The 18,407-nt window shown below is 64.7% G+C and carries 16 protein-coding genes; 11 read left to right on the top strand and 5 right to left on the bottom strand.

The window, feature by feature from the left end; translation table 11 throughout:
* Position 1 precedes the first annotated feature (1 nt).
* Entirely contained in the window at positions 2-1,426 is a 1,425-nt protein-coding gene (locus N5A92_RS17155; protein ID WP_260904936.1) for an MmgE/PrpD family protein, read from the bottom strand.
* A 342-nt stretch (positions 1,427-1,768) separates the two neighbouring features.
* On the opposite strand from N5A92_RS17155, the gene N5A92_RS17150 reads away from it, so the two are divergent.
* The 3 genes from N5A92_RS17150 (at position 1,769) to N5A92_RS17140 (ending at position 4,852) form a co-directional block, all read left to right on the top strand.
* The gene (locus N5A92_RS17150) at positions 1,769-2,770 is read left to right on the top strand and encodes a tripartite tricarboxylate transporter substrate-binding protein (RefSeq protein WP_260904935.1); all 1,002 of its coding nucleotides are present in this window, start codon (positions 1,769-1,771) and stop codon (positions 2,768-2,770) included.
* Positions 2,771-2,839: 69 nt separating this feature from the next.
* Positions 2,840-3,310 carry a tripartite tricarboxylate transporter TctB family protein gene (locus N5A92_RS17145; protein WP_260904933.1) on the top strand — a complete coding sequence of 157 codons (471 nt, stop codon included), beginning with the start codon at positions 2,840-2,842 and terminating at the stop codon, positions 3,308-3,310.
* A gap of 9 nt (positions 3,311-3,319) precedes the next feature.
* Complete coding sequence (locus N5A92_RS17140; RefSeq protein WP_260904932.1) at positions 3,320-4,852, top strand: tripartite tricarboxylate transporter permease; 1,533 nt, start codon at positions 3,320-3,322, stop codon at positions 4,850-4,852.
* On the opposite strand, the gene N5A92_RS17135 is transcribed toward N5A92_RS17140, so the two are convergent.
* Positions 4,849-6,432 (bottom strand): rhodanese-like domain-containing protein, encoded by a 1,584-nt coding sequence (locus tag N5A92_RS17135; protein WP_260904930.1) that lies wholly within the window; start codon positions 6,430-6,432, stop codon positions 4,849-4,851. The genes N5A92_RS17140 and N5A92_RS17135 overlap by 4 nt on opposite strands.
* Positions 6,429-7,370, bottom strand: a complete 942-nt coding sequence (locus tag N5A92_RS17130) for an alpha/beta fold hydrolase (protein WP_260904929.1) — start codon at positions 7,368-7,370, stop codon at positions 6,429-6,431. The genes N5A92_RS17135 and N5A92_RS17130 overlap by 4 nt, the downstream gene beginning before the upstream one ends.
* An 80-nt stretch (positions 7,371-7,450) precedes the next feature.
* On the opposite strand from N5A92_RS17130, the gene N5A92_RS17125 reads away from it, so the two are divergent.
* From N5A92_RS17125 to N5A92_RS17090, 8 genes are all read left to right on the top strand, one after another.
* Positions 7,451-8,566, top strand: a complete 1,116-nt coding sequence (locus N5A92_RS17125) for a mandelate racemase/muconate lactonizing enzyme family protein (protein ID WP_260904927.1) — start codon at positions 7,451-7,453, stop codon at positions 8,564-8,566.
* A gap of 143 nt (positions 8,567-8,709) precedes the next feature.
* Complete coding sequence (locus tag N5A92_RS17120) at positions 8,710-9,666, top strand: Bug family tripartite tricarboxylate transporter substrate binding protein (RefSeq protein WP_260904926.1); 957 nt, start codon at positions 8,710-8,712, stop codon at positions 9,664-9,666.
* A 92-nt stretch (positions 9,667-9,758) separates the two neighbouring features.
* Positions 9,759-10,256, top strand: a complete 498-nt coding sequence (locus tag N5A92_RS17115) for a tripartite tricarboxylate transporter TctB family protein (RefSeq protein WP_260904925.1) — start codon at positions 9,759-9,761, stop codon at positions 10,254-10,256.
* Between the two features lie 50 nt (positions 10,257-10,306).
* Positions 10,307-11,827: a tripartite tricarboxylate transporter permease gene (locus N5A92_RS17110; protein ID WP_260904923.1), complete on the top strand. Its 1,521-nt coding sequence runs from the start codon at positions 10,307-10,309 to the stop codon at positions 11,825-11,827.
* Positions 11,828-11,832: 5 nt separating this feature from the next.
* On the top strand, positions 11,833-13,209 hold the full coding sequence (locus N5A92_RS17105; RefSeq protein WP_260904922.1) for an MmgE/PrpD family protein: 1,377 nt from the start codon (positions 11,833-11,835) through the stop codon (positions 13,207-13,209).
* Positions 13,199-13,954 (top strand): SDR family NAD(P)-dependent oxidoreductase, encoded by a 756-nt coding sequence (locus tag N5A92_RS17100; protein WP_260904921.1) that lies wholly within the window; start codon positions 13,199-13,201, stop codon positions 13,952-13,954. Before N5A92_RS17105 ends, N5A92_RS17100 begins: the two co-directional genes overlap by 11 nt.
* Positions 13,951-14,994, top strand: coding sequence for an AbrB family transcriptional regulator (locus N5A92_RS17095; protein WP_260904920.1), 1,044 nt, complete (start codon positions 13,951-13,953; stop codon positions 14,992-14,994). The genes N5A92_RS17100 and N5A92_RS17095 overlap by 4 nt, the downstream gene beginning before the upstream one ends.
* Positions 14,991-16,160, top strand: coding sequence for a mandelate racemase/muconate lactonizing enzyme family protein (locus N5A92_RS17090; RefSeq protein ID WP_260904919.1), 1,170 nt, complete (start codon positions 14,991-14,993; stop codon positions 16,158-16,160). Before N5A92_RS17095 ends, N5A92_RS17090 begins: the two co-directional genes overlap by 4 nt.
* Before the next feature lie 105 nt (positions 16,161-16,265).
* Here the strand turns inward: N5A92_RS17090 and N5A92_RS17085 are convergent, their stop codons facing one another.
* Positions 16,266-17,237: an MmgE/PrpD family protein gene (locus N5A92_RS17085; RefSeq protein ID WP_260904917.1), complete on the bottom strand. Its 972-nt coding sequence runs from the start codon at positions 17,235-17,237 to the stop codon at positions 16,266-16,268.
* A 33-nt stretch (positions 17,238-17,270) separates the two neighbouring features.
* Entirely contained in the window at positions 17,271-18,407 is a 1,137-nt protein-coding gene (locus N5A92_RS17080; RefSeq protein WP_260904915.1) for a CaiB/BaiF CoA transferase family protein, read from the bottom strand.

Genomic DNA, 18,407 nt, shown 5'->3' with positions numbered 1-18,407 from the left:
TTCAGTTGCTGACAAGTGCCATCAGCTTGCGGATGTCCGGGAGCGTTTCGAACGCCGCTACCATGTCGACGACGCACTTCGCCTTGGCCATGTCCCAGCGAGCGAATTCCGCGCATTCCAGGAACTTGTCAGCGACCTCGTCGTAGCTCATGGGGTTTACCGGGCTGCCCTTGCCGAAATCCGCCTTGCCCGAGATAGTGCGCCCGTCCTTCAGCGCGATGTCGATATAGGTCGTCATCAGGTGGTAGCCGGCCGCCTCGGCGCGCTCGTCAACGACGAAATCGACCTTCTCGATCATCTTCTGAACGTCCTCACGCAGCACCGTCTCGTCGGTGAACTCGTTCAAGCCCGCGCGGCCTTCGAGCAAGAGGATCGCCATGCAGAACTCCATGGAGAATTTCGCCTGGAGCTCGTTCTGCGGGCGGTGGTGGATGAGAGCGTTCGGCATGTTGGAGTTGGTGCCGACGCGCACCGAGGCGACGTCCTCGGCCTTGATGCCGTTTTCCCGGATGAGGCGCTGCATCTCGGTCATGCCGGGATGGGTGAGGGAACCCGACGGGTGCGGCTTGATTGAGACGCCGGGGCTATCGAAGGTCCAGGGATTGCCGAGCTTGCCGTGGATGGCGTTCGGATCGTAGCCGCCTCCAGCCGCCGAGAAGAAGCCGCGAGGCGCCTCCAGGATCTTGTCCGTCGACGTCCAGCCATAGGAGGCGAACTGCACGGCAACGATTCCGCTTTCCGACGACCGCCCGGCGTGGAAAGGCTTGGTCATCGTGCCGAAGTTCTCTCTGAGGCCGGCCGACTGGCTGCCGGCGATCGACAGCGCGCGCTGCAACGCCTCGACGTCGAAGCCTACGAGCCGGCCGGCGGCCGCGGCGGAAGCGAAGGTGCCGCAGGTGGCTGTGGCGTGGAAGCCGGTCTGGTAGTGGCGCGGGTTGATGGCCTCTGCGATCTTGCACTCCACCTCGACGCCGAGGTGATAGGCGAGTATCACGTCGGCACCCGAGGCGCCGAGCGTTTCACCCATGGCGAGCGCGGCCGGAAGGGCAGGGGCGGTGGGATGCGTCAGAAGCCCGTAGACGCGGTCCTTGGCCGCAGCGAGCTGCGTATCATCATAATCGTCAGCGTGAATGCCGACGCCGTTGGCGAAGGCGGCAAAACGCGGCGCCACCTTGCGGTTCCAGCCGATGACGGTCGCCGTGCCGCCAGTCGCGCCGAGATCGTCCAGATGCCGGCGCACATAGTCCCCGGAGCGCGCGACGGAGCCGGAAAGGGCAAGCCCGAGACCGTCGAGAATCGACTTCTTGCCGTTCGCCAAGACGACCTCCGGCAGATCGCGGAGTGTCGCGTCGTGGACGAAGGCAGCCACCTCGCGGGTAAGCCCCGTCGTCTCGGTCGCGGTTGTTCCTGCGGTGACGGCAGTCATTCCTCTCTCCCTCTTGTGACGGCATCGGACAGGTGCACCTCCCGGCGGGGCCGGCGGACAGTGCCTCGTCGCTTGCCGGAACAAACGTGAATAGGTGTTGATTGTCAACAAAATTATGGCTGATTGAAGAAACCTTTCCCCCACGCGACTTCCACGGGCAATATCCCCAGTTTCCCTGATGTTCTGACGGGATTGTGGGTAAGGTGCATTCGCAGGAAACCTGGAACATAACTGTTGACAGTTTACCAAAGGGTTCGTAGCGTTACAATGCTCAGCCAAGGGAGTGGCCGGCCTTTCGGCCGAAACGCAACACAAGTCCAGCCAGGACAATCGGAGGAGACAATGAAAAAGGCCATTACGCGTCGCCGGATGCTGCAACTGACATCGGGCGGCGTCGCCGCGGCGACGCTCGGCACGCCATCCATCCTGAGAGCGCAGGAGAGCTATCCGGATCGGCCGATCAACATCGTCGTTCCATTCGACACCGGCGGCTACAACGACCGTCTGGCACGTGCCTTCGCGCCGTTTCTGCAGGAAAAGCTCGGGCAGCCGCTCACCGTGATCAATCGCGGCGGCGCGGGGGCGATGCTCGGCCATACCTATTTTCTTCAGCAGCCCGACGACGGCTACACCATCCTGTGCACGTCGGCCGCGCCCTACATTCCGCTCAATATCCTGACACAGGATGCGACCTTCACTGTCGAAGATTTCCACATGATCAACTTGCCGTCTCGCGACTATACGCTGATGGCGACGAGCGCCGGTTCCGATCTGACGTCCGCCGACGATGTGATCGCCCGCCTCAAGGAGGACAACAGCAGCCTGTCGATCGGCATCCAACCCGCCTCGGCCGATCTCGTGAACCTGATGCTGCTCTGCGACGCCAATGACATTTCCCGCGAGGGCCTAAGGCTGGTAACCTATGACGGCGGCGGACCGACCCGCAATGCCACGGCCGGCGGCGTGGTCGATATCGGTCTCGTTGGTGGCGAAGGCTTCCTACCGCTGGCCGAGCAGATCACGCCTCTCATCGTCTTCGACACGCGCCAGCGGGACGGCTGGGATGCAGCCCTCATTACCGATGTCGCGGGAGAGGACGCGGAGTTTGTCGTCGGGTCGCAGCGGGGCTGGGGCGTGCACGCTTCAATGCTCGAGAACCACCCGGACCGCTACGAGATCCTCGCCGCGGCCGTCGAAGAAGCCTCGAAGAATCCCGCCGCCATCGAGGCACTGAAGAACCAGCAGCTCGCCACCGACTGGTATGGGCCCGAGGAATCGAACAAATCCCTCGCCGCTACGGCAAGAGTGATGCAGCAACACGTCGATCTCCTTCAGGGGACCTGAGGCAGCACATAGCGATGAGGGGCCGCCCGCGCGTCGGCCCCTCTCCCTTTCTGAACGGGAGAGCCGACCATGCAACCCGGTCAAGGCAGGCTGGTCGTCATGTGGGGACATCTGGCGCTGCTTGCGGTCATCGCCGGCGTCGTCGTCGCCTACTGGATGGACGCGCGCGCCACCTCGCTGAAGGTCAACAACCTGCTCCTGGTGCAGCCGGCCTCGGTCCTCGCGCTCATGCTCGTCGCCCTGGTTGTCCCGCAATGTTTCAAGCGGACCGTGCCTGGTGCGGACGAGGAAGTGCCCGCCGAAAGCCTCAGCGACTTAGGCAAAGTGGCGGCGCTGGCTGCCTGCTTCGGCGCCTTCACCACGACGCTTGAAATCGTCGGCTTCGACGTCGCGACCTTCCTCTTCATGATCGCCGCCCTCTTCATCTGCGGCGAGCGCCGCTGGTGGCTCAACTTGTCGTTCTCGGCTGCCTTCACCATGCTTTTGATCTACGGCTACGGCGCGCTGATCCCATTCCCGTTCCCGCTGACCGTGCTGTGAGGCCGTGTGATGATTGACTTCAACTCGGTCGGCGGCGCGTTCAGCCTGCTCACGTCGGACTGGTCGGCGTGGATCTACCTCATCCCCGGGCTGATCATCGGCCTCTTCTTCGGCGCCATGCCGGGGATCTCCATCACGATGGCCATGGCCATCTTCCTGCCGATGACGCTCTACATGGATTTCCTGCCGGCGATCATCTTCCTGACCTCGATCTACACCGGCGCCGGCTTCGGCGGTTCGGTGCCGGCCGTCCTGATGAACATTCCCGGCACCTCGTCGGCCGTCGCCACCACCTTCGACGGCTACCCGATGGCCCGCAGCGGACAGCACAACAAGGCGCTCGGCATCGCGCTCGCCTCTTCGGTAATCGGCACGCTGTCGAGCTACATCCTGCTCTTCGTGCTGATCGCACCCATCTCCAGGGTGGTGCTGAAGATGGGGCCGCTCGAACTCTTCTTCGTCGCCGCATGGGGCCTCATGCTGCTCGGCTCGCTCGCCGGCCGATCGCTCGCCCGCGGCCTGCTGGCCGGTGTCTTCGGTGTGCTGCTCGGCACCGTCGGCATGAACACGGCAGGCTTCATCCGCGGCACGATGGGCGTTCCCTGGCTGCTTGACGGCATTCCTACGATCCCCGCCATGATGGGGCTGCTCGCCGCCAGCCAGCTTCTCGGCCTGATCAACACGACCTATCTTGTCGAGGACGAGGCCTCGCGCAAGATTAGCTTCCGGCAGATCGTCTCGGGTCTCCGCCAAGCGATCTCCTATCCGGCCATCATCTTACGCGGTGCCGTCATCGGTATCCTCGTCGGCGCCATCCCCGGCGTCGGCTCCTCGATCTCCAACCTGCTTTCCTATTCGGAGACGAAGCGCAACGCGCCGGACGGCGATACCTTCGGGCAGGGCAATCCGAAGGGCGTCATCGCCGCGGAGGCAGCGAACTCCTCCTCCGAAGGCGGCGCAATGGCCACCATGCTTGCCCTCGGCATTCCCGGCGGCGGCGCCACCGCGATCCTGCTCGCCGCCTTTGCCATGCACAACATCGTTGGCGGGCCGAGCTTCATCGGCCACAACAAGGACATCGTCTACGCCATCATCTTCTCGAACTTCGCCCAGGCCGTCCTCCTGCTCATGGTCGGCCTCGGCTTCGTCTATATCGCCGGCTACGTGGTGCGCGTGCCTTTGCGCTACCTGATCCCGACGATCCTTGTCGTCTCCACTTTCGGCTCCTACGCGATCGACGGCACGTCGTCAGGACCGATCACGCTCTTTGTCTTCTCGCTGCTCGGCTGGGCGATGGTGCGTTACGGCTATCCGGTGGCGGCAACAGTGGTGGGCCTGCTTCTCGGCGGCCTGCTCGAATCCAACCTCCTGCGCACGTATCAGGTCAGCGGCGGCGATCCGGCCTATGCGCTGGAGCGGCCGGGCGCATTGCTGATCCTCGCCATCATGGTGGTGTCGGTGACGATAACTGCCGTGTCGAAGGCGCGGCGCCGAGCGGGCGATGCCGCCGTTGGGCAGCAGAAGCCGGCGCCAAAGGCTTAGGGTTCGAAGAGACGGAATTCGGCATGCTCCAGCGCATCCAACTGATCGACCAGCCCCGTTTCCCAGGCGAGATAGTGGCGCGAGGCTTCAAGATTGCCGTCGTGTCGGTCGTGGACGAAGAAGAGGTGGTCGATCGCCTTGCGATCCGGCGGCTCGTCGGGTGAGGATTGGCAGGCTGCCCCGGCGGCGACAAGAGCGGCATGACTGCCTTCGACCACGAAGGCCGAATGGAAGCCCGACGCCCGAAGGTCGTCGACGGCGAAACACGCTATCTCCTGATCGTCCGCGATTAGATGAATACGGCGATCCCCGTATGGGGCGGCCGCTCTCAAAAGGCGCGGCCGGATCGACCAGACGGCGCCGTCCACATGCTCGCGCCGGTAGGCAAGGGAGGATCGAAGGTCGATGAAGCAACCCCGCTCCGAGCGGACATCGCGAAGCGCGTCGGCCGCATCGACCTTTCTTGGGACAGGCGCTCTCTCACGGGGAGCCGCGCCCTCCGGGCGGTTGACCCTGCGCATCGCATCATCGATCAAGGCGACGTGGACGGTATAGCCGAGTTGTGCCAGCCAGAACGCTGCGAGTGCTGCGCGCAGACCCCCGTCATCGATGAGGATGAGTCGGGACCGGCGCACGCCAACCCATTGGTCTGTCGCCTGTACAAGCTGGCCTGAAGGTGCATGGACAGCCTCGGGAACGCGGTCGCGCAACGCCTCTTCGCGCGAGCGCACGTCGAAGAGATAAGTGGTGCGGCGCTGGTCGTGGAGAAGACGGTCGGCTTCAGCCGCTGTTACGAGGGGAATTCCAAATCGGTCACAGATGGCGCGGGCGCGCGCCTTTGCCTCTTCGAGCGCATAGCCCGGCAGCGGCGGGTAAGGCTCGGCCTTGTTTCCCCGTTCGAGGTCGAAGCCGGCGAGCGCCCAGCCTTGCGTGCCGTTTTCGAGCGCGAACACAGGCACCTTGTGACCCGCCAGCCTCAGTCCGATGGCGCCGACGATGCCGCGCGTGCGCCCGGCGCAGGTGACGACGACCGGCTGCTCCTTATCGAGACCTGCCGCATTCAGCCGATGGGCTAATTCGCCATTCGGAAGGCAGACGGCGCCGGGCACACGCATCCTGGCATATTCCTCCGGCGGCCGGGCATCGAAGAGGCGGAATGGCCGCCCGGACCGCCGCCAGTCATGGAGCGTTTGCGGCTTGACCATCTCGGGGTGCCAGGCCGTTTCCGCCAGTTCTCCCAGCATCTTGGAGGAAACGTTCACCCCCTTGTAGACGGGAAAGCCGGCGGCGACCCAGGCGGACATGCCACCGGCAACGACCGAGACGGCCGTGTAGCCAAGGCGGTCGAGCGCCCGTGCGGCGCTGTGTGCGACGCCGTCGCCGTCGTCGATCAGGAGAATGTCGATATGGGGGCGGGGAACGAGGCCCGGCACAGCCGCCTCCAGCCGCGAATAGGGGGCGGGCACCGCGAACAGCGCATGGCCTTCACCAAATTGCCCCGCCTCGCGGACATCGAGAAACGCTACTTCCTGGCCGCTATGGACCGCCGCGCGCGCCGCCACTGCGTCAATCTCCCTCATGCCGCGTCCACAAGTTCGGGTTCGCGTCCGCTGAAGAACGACCAGAAGGCGGGGTAGATGAGGTCGGGCCGCTGCTCGGCCGGATAGTGCCCAGTCGGCACCGCAAAGCCGCGCAAATCGTCCACCCATTCGCTCCATGCCTCGAGCGGCTTGAAGTGCCGCCCGCAATGGCTGTTAGAGCCCCAGATGGCGAGCACCGGACAGGCGATCTTCTTCACGCCGTAATCGGCCGTGTCCATTTCGAAATCCAGCGTGACGGTGGCGCGATAGTCTTCGCAGACCGCGTGGATCTGCTCCGGCGTGGTACAACGCTTGTATTCCGCCATCGCCGCCTCGCTGAATATCTCCAGTCCCACGCCTTTCTTGTTCAGCTTGTAATCGATGTAATAATCGAGATCGGCGGTAAGCAGCTTCTCAGGGAAGGGCGCCTTCTGCGCCATGAAGAACCAGTGATAGCTCTCGAGCCCCCAACCGAGCGACACGTTGGTCAAGACGTGATGGGTCGGCACGATGTCGAGCGCGGCAAGCCGCTCGACACGTTCCGGCCGGTCGAGTGCCATGCGGAAGGCGACGCGTGCGCCGCGGTCGTGGCCGGCGACCTGGAAGCGCTCAAAGCCGAAATGGTCCATAAGGTCGAAATTGTCCTCGCCCATGGCGCGAAATGTATAGGCGGCGTGGTCCGCCCCGCCGTCGGGCTTGGAGCTGTCGCCATAGCCGCGCAGGTCGGGTGCCACGACCGTGAAGCTCTTCGCCAGCGTCGGCGCGATCTCGTGCCAGCTCACATGGGTGAGGGGGTTGCCGTGCAGGAGCAGCAGGGGCGGGCCCTCGCCGCCGATTGCAACATTGATCTCTGCCCCGCGCGTGCGCACCCGCTCTCGCCGGAAACCCTCCATTAGCGTGGTCGTGGTTCCAAGGGCCGGCATCTCTGACGTGCGCATGAGCAATCTCCTCTTTTTGTAGATTGTCTACAATATTGGGATGATCTACACAATCCATGGATCAGAAGGAGGGACGCGACGTGAGAATAGCGGACATCAAGGCAAGCCTGCATGGCTTCTCGATTGAAATTCCTCTGCTCGAGGGCCGGGTTCAAGGCTACGGCCGCGAGGAGCAGAAGCATTTCGTCTTCTGCCGTGTTGAGACCGATGAAGGCCATGTCGGCTACGGCCTCACCGGCCATTTCCTCGCGCGTTCTGTCATCGTCGCGCTGGAAGAGCACGTGCTGCCCTGCGTAAAGGGCATGGACGTGCGGGATCTGGAGAAAATCCACCAATGCGTCTGGCAGAAGCTCAACCCGCGCGCCATGACAGGCACGATCTCCATGGCGCTCTCCTGCCTCGACATCGCGCTTTGGGACATCATCGGCAAGACGCAAGGGCGTTCCATTGCGGCGCTGCTCGGCAATGCGCGCGAGAAGGTGCCCGCCTATGTCACCTTCGGTTTTCCGCAGTACGACGTCGACATGCTGAAAGAAGCGGCAAAGCTTCATGTGGCGAACGGCTTTAGGGCGCTGAAGTCGGTGGTCGCCGTCGATCCCGGCGGTTGGCGCGAAGATGCGCGCCGCGTGAAGGCGATCCGCGACGCGGTGGGGCCGGATATCGACCTGATGATCGATGCCAACTACCTCTTCAATCCCGTCGAGGCGAAATATCTCTGCCGCGAGATCGAGGGCTGCCGCATCACATGGTTCGAGGAACCGTTGATGCAGAACGACGCCCGGGCGCTCGCCGATCTACGCCGCGCAACCAGGATTCCGCTTGCCGCCGGCCAGATGGAAGGGCACCGCTGGCGCCTGCGCGAGTTCATCGACCATCAGGCGCTCGACATCCTGCAGCCCAACGTCACCTATTGCGGCGGCTATACGGAAGCACGCAAGGCCGCCCATCTCGCGCAGATCTACAACATGCCGATTGCCAATGGCGGCGGTTGGCCGCTGTTCAACATGCACCTGATGGCCGGCATGATGAACGGCTGGATCGTGGAATGGCATCTCGGCATGGTTGCCGTCGGCGAGACGCTGTTCACCGACGCGCCGAAGCCGGAAGACGGCTTCATCACAATCCCCGATCGTCCCGGACTGGGGCTGACGCTCGACGAGGATGCCTTCCGCGCCACACGCATTCGCGTCGACTAAGCAGGAGCAGAGACAAAATTGTTGACATTTGACAATCATGGCGCCTAACCTCCGCCAGAACGACCGGCGCAGGGGCTTTTCAGCCCGTCATGTCACGTGGCCTTGGTTCGCGTCGCCTTGGCCGGTTTTGGGAGGGAGCAGCCATGCGGAAACAACGCATACTCGCAGCGGGAAGCGCGGTGTTCATGTTCGGCATGATCGCCGGCGCGAACGCGCAGGAGGACTATCCCGTCGACACAGTGACCCTGATCACCCATTCGAGTCCCGGCGGTGGCAGCGACGTCTTCCTTCGCGAGCTTTCCCGCTATCTGGGCCCTATCCTCGGCGCCAATGTCGTCGTCGAGAATGTTAGGGGCGGCTCGGGCGCGGCGGCGATGGCCAATCTCGCGCAATCAACACCGGACGGCTCGAAATTCTATGCCACGACGCCGACCTTCATCTACACGTCGCTGCTCTCCGACCCGGAATACAAGTACACCGACCTCGAGCCGCTGGTGAATTTCTTCATCGATCCCGAGGTCATCTATACCTCGGCGAACAGCGAATACCAGACTCTCGAAGATGTCATCGACCACGCGAGGGAAGGGCGCGGCCAATGGGGCGCGGCCAATCCCGCCTCGCTCGAGCGCCAGGCGCTTGAACAGCTTAAGGCGGCTGCCGACGTCAATGCGGCGGTCGTCACCCACGAGGGTGGCGGCGATCTGTTGATCAATGTCTTGAACGGCACGCTGCAGATCGGCGTTGGCGAGGTGCAGGAAATCCAGTCGCAGCTCGAAGCGGGGGAACTGCGCCTACTTGCCACTTTCAGCGATGAGCGTCTGGAAGCCTTTCCGGACCTGCCGACGGTCGAGGAGCTCGGCTACGACGTCGTCGTGCGCAAGTTCCGCGGCCTTGCCGGTCCCAAGGGCCTGCCGGACGACGTGATTGCCGCGTGGGAACGCGCCGTCCAGGAGGTTCTCGCCGATGAGAAGTACAAGGCCGCCTATGAGGCCGCCAACCTTCGTGCCGCCTACATGCCGCACGAGGAATATGCGCAGTTCATCGAGGACTTCGGCAACGAGACGCGCGTCTTCCTGAAGGAGAGCGGGGTCATTGAGTAGAGGCGGGAATAGAGCGGGCTACAAGGCTCCGGCGGCATCCTTCGGTGCCGGAACCTCCATTGAACCTTGTGCCGAAGGACACGAGGAGGCTCATGATCTCACGTGATCTCGTCGGTGGATTGGCGGCGGTCGTCATCGGTGCCGTCTACCTCTATTTCGCCTACCAGCTGCGCGTCAGTGCGCTTGACGATAGCCTCGGCCCCAGCGGCATGCCGCGCATCTATGGATGGCTGCTGCTGAGCCTCGGACTGATCCTGACGGCACAGGCGGTCCTTTCCCGGCTAATCGGGCCCCCACCGGCAGCCGGGCGCGAGGCGCTGCGCGGCGAATGGGAAGGGCAGGGGCGCCGGATCGCCTGGGCGGCCGGCCTCCTTGCGATCGGTGCTGCCTATCTCTTCGTCGTCGAAAAGCTTGGCTACCTCGTGTCGGTGGCGCTGCTCATCCTCGCGGCCGCCACCTTTCTCGGCGCCCGGTTTGGAACGCGGCTCCTGGCGATCGCGGCGCTCGGCGCTGTCGCTTTGTGGGCGATCTTCGCCCTGGTCCTCGGCGTATCCATGCCTTCCGGCCTTCTCGGCCGCCTCGGCGTGTGACGGCATCCCAATCCTGCCGGCCGCCGCGCCGCATTCTGGAGTTCTGATTGATGGAAACGCTCGTTCAGTCGGCGTCCTATCTCTTCGACCTCGGGGTCATAATCGCCGCGCTCGCGGGGGTGACCTGGGGAATCATGGGCGGCGCGTTGCCCGGCATTTCGCCATCCATCACCATGGCGCTGCTTCTGCCCTTCACCTACACGATGGAGCCGATGAGCGCGATCGTGCTCTTGGCCTCCACCTATATCGGCGCTGAGTATGGCGGCTCTGTCCCCGCCATCCTGATCCGCACGCCGGGAACGAACGCGGCCGCCGCCACCGTCATCGACGGCTACGAGATGAACCGACAGGGCAAGGCCGGCTTGGCACTCGGCATCTCACTCTATTCTGGCGTGCTCGGCAGTCTCTTCGGCCTCGCCATGCTCATCCTCTTGTCTGGGCCGCTCTCCAGGGTCGCACTTGCCTTCACGCCGCCCGCATATTTCGCCCTTGGCGTGCTCGGCCTGTCCGTCATCGCCACGCTTTCTGGAGAGAACCTGGTCAAGGGCTTCATCGCCGCAATCCTCGGCCTCATGGTCGCCACCATCGGCACCGATCCCGTCACCGGCGGGACGCGCTTCACCTTCGGCAGTTCGGAACTCCTCAGCGGCATCGAGCCGGTCATGATCATGGTCGGCCTCTTCGCCATGAGCGAGCTCCTCGTCCAGGCGGGAAGGCGCGGCGAGGCGGAGCGCGTGACCTCCCGACCGCGCATCAGGTTCCCCGATCTCAAGCTTGCCCGGCGCCTCGCGTTTCCCCAGTCGATCGGCAGCGTCATCGGCACGTTCGAGGGCGTAATGCCCGGCGCCGGCGGCACCATCGCCTCCTTCATGTCCTACAACGAGGCGCGGCGCTGGTCGCGCCGCCCCGAGGAGTTCGGCAAGGGATCGCCGGAGGGCATCGCCGCGCCGGAGACCGCCAACAACACGGTGGCGGAGACGGCGCTCGTGCCCCTGCTTTCCTTCGGCATCCCCGGTTCCAATTCCACCGCCATCCTGCTCGGCGGCTTCCTCATCCACGGTATCGTGCCGGGGCCGATGCTCTTCCAGCGCTCGGGCGAGATCGTGCATGGGCTTTATGCCGGCCTGTTCACGGCAACCTTCGGCATGCTCGTCATGGGCATGCTCCTGCTGCCCGCCTGCATCTGGCTGGTCAACCGCCCGCGGCCCTATCTCAACGCTTTCATCTTCGCGCTGATCCTTTCCGGCATCTATTCGATCCACAACTCGGTCTTCGATCTCGGCATCATGATGGCCGCCGGCGCCGTCGGCTTCTTCATGCGCATGCTGCGTTTTCCCTTCCTGCCGACGGTGCTGGGGCTGGTGCTTGGCTATCTGGTGGAAAGCAGCTTCCGGCGCTCGCTGGTGCTCTCTGGCGACGATCTCCTGATCTTCGTCAATGACCGTATCTCGCTGGGGTTGCTCACGCTGGCGGTCCTGTTCATCGCCGGCTCGCTCGGCAAGAGAATCTACGACCTCGCCCGCCGCCGCCGGGTCGAGGCTTTTTCGCAAGGCTCCGAAGCCAGGGAATGAAAATGATGAAAAATGACAACGTCCGCTCGGTTTCCGAGAGGCTGGCCGAATGGGCCGCCATGCTCACGTGGGAGGTTCTATCCGATGCGACGAGGGCCAAGGCGAGGGACATTCTTGTCGACACCATCGGCCTGTGCGTAGCCGCGCGCGGGACCGATTATGTGGCGGCGGTGAAGGCTGCGGCAGAACCGGGCGATCACCTGATCGTCGGCCATGTGCAGCGCGCCTCGGCGTCGAGTGCCGCCCTTGTCAACGGAACCGCCGCCCACGGCGAGGACTTCGACGATACCTTCGAAGGCGGTCCGGTCCATTCCGGCGCCGTCGTGGTGCCGGCGCTCATCGCCGCCGCTGAGCGCTATCAGCTGACGAACGACCGCCTGATGCTGGGCATCGCCGCCGGCACGGAGATGCTCTGCCGTCTCGCCCTCACCCTGCCCAAAGCGGTGCACAAGGCCGGCTTCCACCCTACGGCGGTCCTTGGCACCTTTGGTGCAACCTTTGGCATCTGCGTCGCCTGCCGCGCGGAGGAGAAGGTGATCGCTAACGCTCTCGGCATTGCCGGCAGCATGGCCTCCGGCATCATCGAATATCTTGGCGACGGGAGCTGGACCAAGCGCATGCACCCCGGCTGGTCGGCGCAATCCGCGTTACGCGCCTATGCCATGGCCGAGGCCGGCTTCGTCGGTCCGCGCGCCGTCTTCGAGGGCACGCACGGCGCCTTCACGACCTTCGCCCCCTCCATCGAGCCGAAGACCGACATACTCTTCGAAGATCTCGGCCAGACCTTCGTCATGGACACCATCACCTTCAAGCCCTATCCCTGCGGCACGATGGTCCAGCCCTATATCGACTGCGCGATGAAGCTCAAAGCGCGCGGCATCCCGCTCGAGGGTATCGAGAAGATCGTCTGCAAGACCGCCGAGGGCATCGTCCATCGCCTGTGGGAGCCGCTGGATCTGAGACGCCGACCGCCAACGGCTTATGCGGCGAAATTCTCCACACCCTTCGGCGTCGCGCTCGGCCTGGTGCGCGGCCGCGCCGACCTTGGCGACTTTACCGAGGCAGCGATCGCCGATGATGAACTCATCCGCATCGCCGGTCTGGTCGATTTCGAGATCGACCCGAAGAACCCGTACCCCGCCGCCTACACTGGCCATGTCCGTATCGCCTATCGAGACGGACAGGTGGAAGAGGCCGAACAGGGGCATATGCGCGGCGGCGTGGAGGAGCCGCTGACGCGTGACGAGATCGATACCAAATTCCGCGCCAACCTCGCGTTCGGCGGGCATGCGCGTGCCGACGCCCTGCTTGCTCTCTGCGATCGCATCGGCGCGATGCAGGGCGGACACGAACTGATCGCGGAGCTTGGCCATGACGACTGAAGATCTGAAGGGCAGGACGGCTCTCGTCACCGGCGCCTCACGCAACCTCGGCCGGGCAATCGCGGTGACACTCGCCGGCCGGGGTGCCGACATCGCCGTCCACGTCGCCAGCGACCGGGCGGCGGGACAGGAGACCGCCGCCGCCGTGGAAGCGATGGGCCGCAAGGCGGCGCTGGTCTCCGGCGATCTTTCAGACCCTGAGACGGCGCGCCGTGTCGTCGCGGAGGCAGCATCCGCCTTCGGACGCCTGGACATCGTCGTCAACAACGCTGCGATCCGCCCGGAATCTCCCTTCGAGACGCTTGCCTATGAGGAGTGGCGCAAGGTGATGGGGATTGCGCTTGATGCCGTCTTCCTGGTCTCGCAGGCGGCCCTGCCGCACCTTGACGAGAGCGACCAGGCGGCCATCGTCAACATCGGCGGCCTGACGGGGCATACGGGTGCGGCCCACCGCGCCCACGTCATTGCTGCCAAAGCCGGCATCGTCGGTCTCACCAAGGCGATGGCGTACGAGCTTTCGCCCAAGGGCGTCAACGTTAACTGCGTTTCGCCGGGGCTGATCGAGACGCAGCGTGTGGCCAATCGCGGAAAAGCGCCGAAACATCACGATACCCGCACCAACCTCGTCGGCCGCAAGGGCTATCCGGAAGAGGTGGCGGAGGCGGTTGCCTATCTCTGCGGCAGCGCCGCCCGCTACATCACGGGCGAGACGCTGCACGTCAACGGCGGCGCCTATCTCTCATGATGGCCCGGTCGCTTCTCGCGCTAGGTGGCGGCCTTTGTGCGTCCGCCTTTGCGGGATGGGTTTTCTTTCTCCTGGGCGTGCCGCTCGCCTGGATCCTGGGCGCTATAGCGGGCAGCGCGATCTACGCCAATACAGTCGGCCTTGGCGGAAAGACGAAATACATCCGCCGCGCCGGTCAGCTTCTCATCGGCGCCGCAACCGCTGCCATTTTAACGCCCGATATTCTGAGCCAGCTTCTCGGCCTTTTGCCCCCCATGGTGGCGGCCGCCGTTGTCGCCAACGCGCTCGGCGTGGCGCTCGCCTTCCCGTTGCAGCGCATCGCTAGGGTCGACCGCAAGACGGCGCTCCTTTCCACGTTGCCCGCCGGCATGTCCGAGATGGCCTCGCTGGCGCGTGAGACGGGCGGGCAGGCGGAAATCGTGGTGGTGGTCCACACGCTTCGAGTGGCGATGATCGTCGTCTGCGTTCCGCTGCTCTTCGGCATCGACCGCGGCGCTGCCGGCGCCTCGTTAAGCGCAGATGCAAGCTACACCGCGCTCCTGATGTGCGTCTTCGGCGGGCTCGTCCTGTCCGCCGTCACGGCGAAGCTCGGGGTCCTCAACCCCTGGGTCATCATGCCGATGGCGGTCGGCATCATCATCGTCTCCCTAGGTTTGCCGATCCGGCAGATGCCGCCGGCGCTCATCATCCTTGCGCAAATCCTCATCGGCTTTTCGCTCGGCGCGCGGCTCAAGAAGGAGGATTTCGAGCGCATGCCCCGCGCCGTGCTCGCCGCAATCCTCTGCAGCGGCGGCCTCATCCTCATCATGATGTTCGGTTTCGGGCCGATCCTGCGCCATTTCGTGGAGGCTGCGCCGACGACGCTGGCGCTGGCTCTCGCGCCGGGCGGCCTCGGCGAGATGATCGCCTCGGCCAAGGCGCTGGGGGCTGCCTCGGCCATCGTCGCCGGCTTCCAGTTCACGCGGTCCTTCCTGACCAATATCATCGCCCCGCCGCTTCTCGTCAGATTCGCCGCCAGTTCGAAAGGGTCCCGCACATGAAGATCATCGATATCCGCGACGCCGTCGTCCCCATCTCCTCGCCGATCCGCAACGCCTTCATCGACTTTTCCAAGATGACGGCGAGTGTGGTGGCGGTCGTCACCGATGTGGTGCGCGACGGCAAGCCCGTCGTCGGCTACGGCTTCAATTCCAATGGCCGCTACGCGGCGAGCGGGCTCCTGAACGAGCGCTTCCTGCCGCGCCTGCGCGAGGCCGATCCGGAGAGCCTTGTCAACGAGGCGGGCGACAATCTCGACCCCGCGCGCATCTGGTCCACGATGATGACCAACGAAAAGCCCGGCGGCCATGGCGAGCGCTCGGTCGCCGTCGGCGTGGTCGACATGGCGGTCTGGGACGCGGTGGCCAAGATCGCAGGCCAGCCGCTCTACAAGCACCTCGCCGACACCTGTGGCGACGGCACCCACGACAACAGCGTCTTCGTCTATGCCGCCGGCGGCTACTACTATCCCGGCAAGGACGACGCCCGACTCCAGGAGGAGATGCGCCGTTACCGCGACATGGGCTACGAGGTGGTGAAGATGAAGATCGGCGGCGCCTCGCTCGAAGAGGACCTGCGCCGCATCGAGGCGGTGCTCGACGTGGTGGGCGAGGGCCGCTACCTCGCCGTCGACGCCAATGGCCGCTTCGATCTCCATACTGCACTCGCCTACGCCGAGGCGCTGAAGCCGTATAACCTTTTCTGGTACGAGGAGGCGGGCGATCCGCTCGACTTCCAGCTTCAGGCGGAGCTTTCCAAGGTTTATCCGGGGCCGATGGCGACAGGCGAGAACCTCTTCTCACACCAAGATGCGCGCAACCTCGCCCGCTACGGCGGCATGCGGCCCGACCGAGACTGGCTGCAGTTCGACTGCGCGCTGAGCTACGGGCTGGTTGAATATTTGCGCATCCTGAAGGCGATCGAAGCGGAGGGTTTTACGAGCCGCAACTGCGTTCCGCATGGCGGGCATCAATTGTCGCTCAATATCGCCGCAGGACTGAAACTCGGCGGCAACGAATCATATCCGGAGGTCTTCGCCCCCTTCGGCGGCTTTGCCGACAATATCCGCGTCGAGAACGGCCACGTCGGTCTTCCGCAAGCGCCGGGCATCGGCTTCGAGCAGAAATCGGCGCTGATCAGGACAATGCGCACGGCGACGGAGACCTGACGCCTGACAACCCGGATCAGCGCGCGCTCTTCCAATCCAGAAGTGCGAACAGGCGCCCAGCATCAGGCATCTCTTCGAGCGACCAGACGGCATTGAGGACCTCCTTTACCCGTTCCTCGTCCAGAAGCCCCTCCGCGCAGTCGCGGAACTTGCTTTCGAGTTCCGCATGAGAACGCCGGAAGGGTAGGGTTTTATGGAGACGCCGGGGCTCACCATGGTGTGCGGGGTGCCGAAGCGGTTGACGACGAGGGCCGGCTCGCCGCCCGGTCCGGCAATGGCGAGATAGCCCCAACGTCCGTCGAGCGCTTCCGTGTTCGCCGAGAGGCCGTGGCGCGCAAGAAGCGCAGCGGTCACCCCGTTTTCCGCCGCCCGACCGACATGCAGCGGCTTGGTCATCGTCCCGAAGCCGGCACGGATGCCGGACGCCATGGAGGCAGCGATGCCCAGCGCCCGCGCCACGTCGTCTTCGTTGAGGTCCAGCATCTTGGCCGCCGCCGCAGCCGCCGCGAAGGTGCCGATCGTGCCCGAAGTGTGGAAGCCGCGTATGTAGTGGTCGGGGTTGATCGCCTCGGCGATCTTGCAGCCTACCTCGAAGCCGGCAGCGAAGGCGGTGATGAGCCGTTTGCCGTCGACGGGCCTGCCTGTCTCGCCCGCAACAAGGTCGGATATGGTGAGCGCGGCGACCAGCGGCGGCATGGTCGGATGCATCAGAAGGCCGTAGGGACGCCCCGGGCCCTCGGCGAGCTGGGTGTCGTCCCAGTCCATCGCGTGGCCCGCAGTGCCGCTCCAAAGCGCGGCGAGATGGGCCGGTATACATTTGGAAGCATCACCGACCATTCTCGCCTGCGGCTCGCCGCCGAGGCTATCGATATAGGCGGCGAGCGGCGCCATGCCGGGCTGCTCGGAGCCGGCGAGCGCCACCGCGAGGCCGTCGAGCACGCAGCGCCGCGAAAGTCGCAAGGTCGCCACGTCGAGATCGGAAAAACGCAGGTTCGTCACGAAGCCGGCAGCCGCTTTGGTCAGGCCCGTAAGCGCTGCAAGAGGATCCTCGCCATTCGGCGTCCCGTCCTTTGTCATCTCCATCTCCTCCCTTCGTTTCGCCGCCGAATGTCAGGCCTTGCCGCCAAATTCCTCGCGGATGGCTACCCCGTGGGCGTCCAGTTCCGGCACTGCAGCGAAGCTGCGGCTCTCCCCGCGCGTGACGGCAGGCGGCGCCGGAAAGGAGATCCGTCCGCCTGGTGTGGCGACCTCGATGCGGCGCAGGTGTGGGTGCCGGCAAAGATCGAGCGGCGTGTTCACCGTTGCGTAGGCGATGCGCGCCGCCTCCAGCCTGCCGGCGACCGCCTCATGATCCATTCTTCGGAAGATGGTCCCGATATGTCCGTCCAGTTCCCCGCGGTTGGCAACGCGGGCCGAAGGATCGCGAAAGCGCGGATCGTCGGCCAGCTTTTCGTCTTCCAGCACCAGACGGCAGAAGGCTCGCCACTCCCGCTCGTTTTGGATCGCGATCACCACCTCGTTGCCATCCTTGCAGCCGAAGAGACCGTAAGGTGCGATGGAGGGGTGCTTGAGGCCGAGGCGCGGCGGGTTCTCTCCGCTGCCCTCCGCCTGCAGGAGCGGCACCGCCATCCAGTCCGCCATCGCGTCGAACATGGCGATGTCGATGATCTCGCCTGTGCCCGTCGCCCGGCGGCGGATCAGCGCTTCTAGGATCGCCGCGTGGGCATACATGCCCGTGCCGATGTCGCAGACAGAGACGCCGACGCGGGCGGGCTCGGCCGACGAGCCGGTCACCGAGGCAAGCCCGCTTTCGGCCTGCACCAGCAGATCGTAGGCCTTCTTATCGCGATAGGGGCCGTCATTGCCGAAGCCGGAGATGTTGCACTGGATGAGGCGCGGGTTGAGGGGGCCAAGCGTCTCGGCACCGAGGCCCAGACGGTCGAGCGCTCCGGGCGCCATGTTCTGCACGAGAACATCCGCCCGCGCGATCATCGATTTCAGGAGCTTGAGGTCCTCGGTCGCCTTAAGGTCGAGGGCGATCGACTCCTTGCCCCGGTTGAGCCAGACGAAATAGGACGACTGCCCGCCGGCGAACCGGTCGTAGTTGCGGGCGAAATCGCCCTCGGCACGCTCGACCTTGATCACCCTCGCGCCAGTATCGGCGAGCTTGCAGGTGCAGAAGGGTGCTGCCACCGCCTGCTCGATGGCGACGACCAGAAGGCCGGAAAGGGGAGGAAAGCTTGGCAT

The organism is Chelativorans salis (assembly GCF_025336525.1).
In the GTDB taxonomy this organism is placed as follows: Bacteria; Pseudomonadota; Alphaproteobacteria; order Rhizobiales; family Rhizobiaceae; genus Chelativorans; species Chelativorans salis.
This window is presented reverse-complemented; position numbering and strand designations above follow the sequence as displayed.

Bases quoted from the DNA above. Each gene is read 5' to 3' on its own strand.
- N5A92_RS17140 (WP_260904932.1), top strand. From the start codon at position 3,320: ATGATTGACTTCAACTCGGTCGGCGGCGCGTTCAGCCTGCTCACGTCG.
- N5A92_RS17135 (WP_260904930.1), bottom strand. From the start codon at position 6,432: ATGAGGGAGATTGACGCAGTGGCGGCGCGCGCGGCGGTCCATAGCGGC.
- N5A92_RS17100 (WP_260904921.1), top strand. From the start codon at position 13,199: ATGACGACTGAAGATCTGAAGGGCAGGACGGCTCTCGTCACCGGCGCC.
- N5A92_RS17110 (WP_260904923.1), top strand. From the start codon at position 10,307: ATGGAAACGCTCGTTCAGTCGGCGTCCTATCTCTTCGACCTCGGGGTC.
- N5A92_RS17115 (WP_260904925.1), top strand. From the start codon at position 9,759: ATGATCTCACGTGATCTCGTCGGTGGATTGGCGGCGGTCGTCATCGGT.
- N5A92_RS17085 (WP_260904917.1), bottom strand. From the start codon at position 17,237: ATGACAAAGGACGGGACGCCGAATGGCGAGGATCCTCTTGCAGCGCTT.
- N5A92_RS17105 (WP_260904922.1), top strand. From the start codon at position 11,833: ATGAAAAATGACAACGTCCGCTCGGTTTCCGAGAGGCTGGCCGAATGG.
- N5A92_RS17145 (WP_260904933.1), top strand. From the start codon at position 2,840: ATGCAACCCGGTCAAGGCAGGCTGGTCGTCATGTGGGGACATCTGGCG.
- N5A92_RS17130 (WP_260904929.1), bottom strand. From the start codon at position 7,370: ATGCGCACGTCAGAGATGCCGGCCCTTGGAACCACGACCACGCTAATG.
- N5A92_RS17090 (WP_260904919.1), top strand. From the start codon at position 14,991: ATGAAGATCATCGATATCCGCGACGCCGTCGTCCCCATCTCCTCGCCG.
- N5A92_RS17150 (WP_260904935.1), top strand. From the start codon at position 1,769: ATGAAAAAGGCCATTACGCGTCGCCGGATGCTGCAACTGACATCGGGC.
- N5A92_RS17080 (WP_260904915.1), bottom strand. From the start codon at position 18,407: ATGCCAAGCTTTCCTCCCCTTTCCGGCCTTCTGGTCGTCGCCATCGAG.
- N5A92_RS17155 (WP_260904936.1), bottom strand. From the start codon at position 1,426: ATGACTGCCGTCACCGCAGGAACAACCGCGACCGAGACGACGGGGCTT.
- N5A92_RS17120 (WP_260904926.1), top strand. From the start codon at position 8,710: ATGCGGAAACAACGCATACTCGCAGCGGGAAGCGCGGTGTTCATGTTC.
- N5A92_RS17095 (WP_260904920.1), top strand. From the start codon at position 13,951: ATGATGGCCCGGTCGCTTCTCGCGCTAGGTGGCGGCCTTTGTGCGTCC.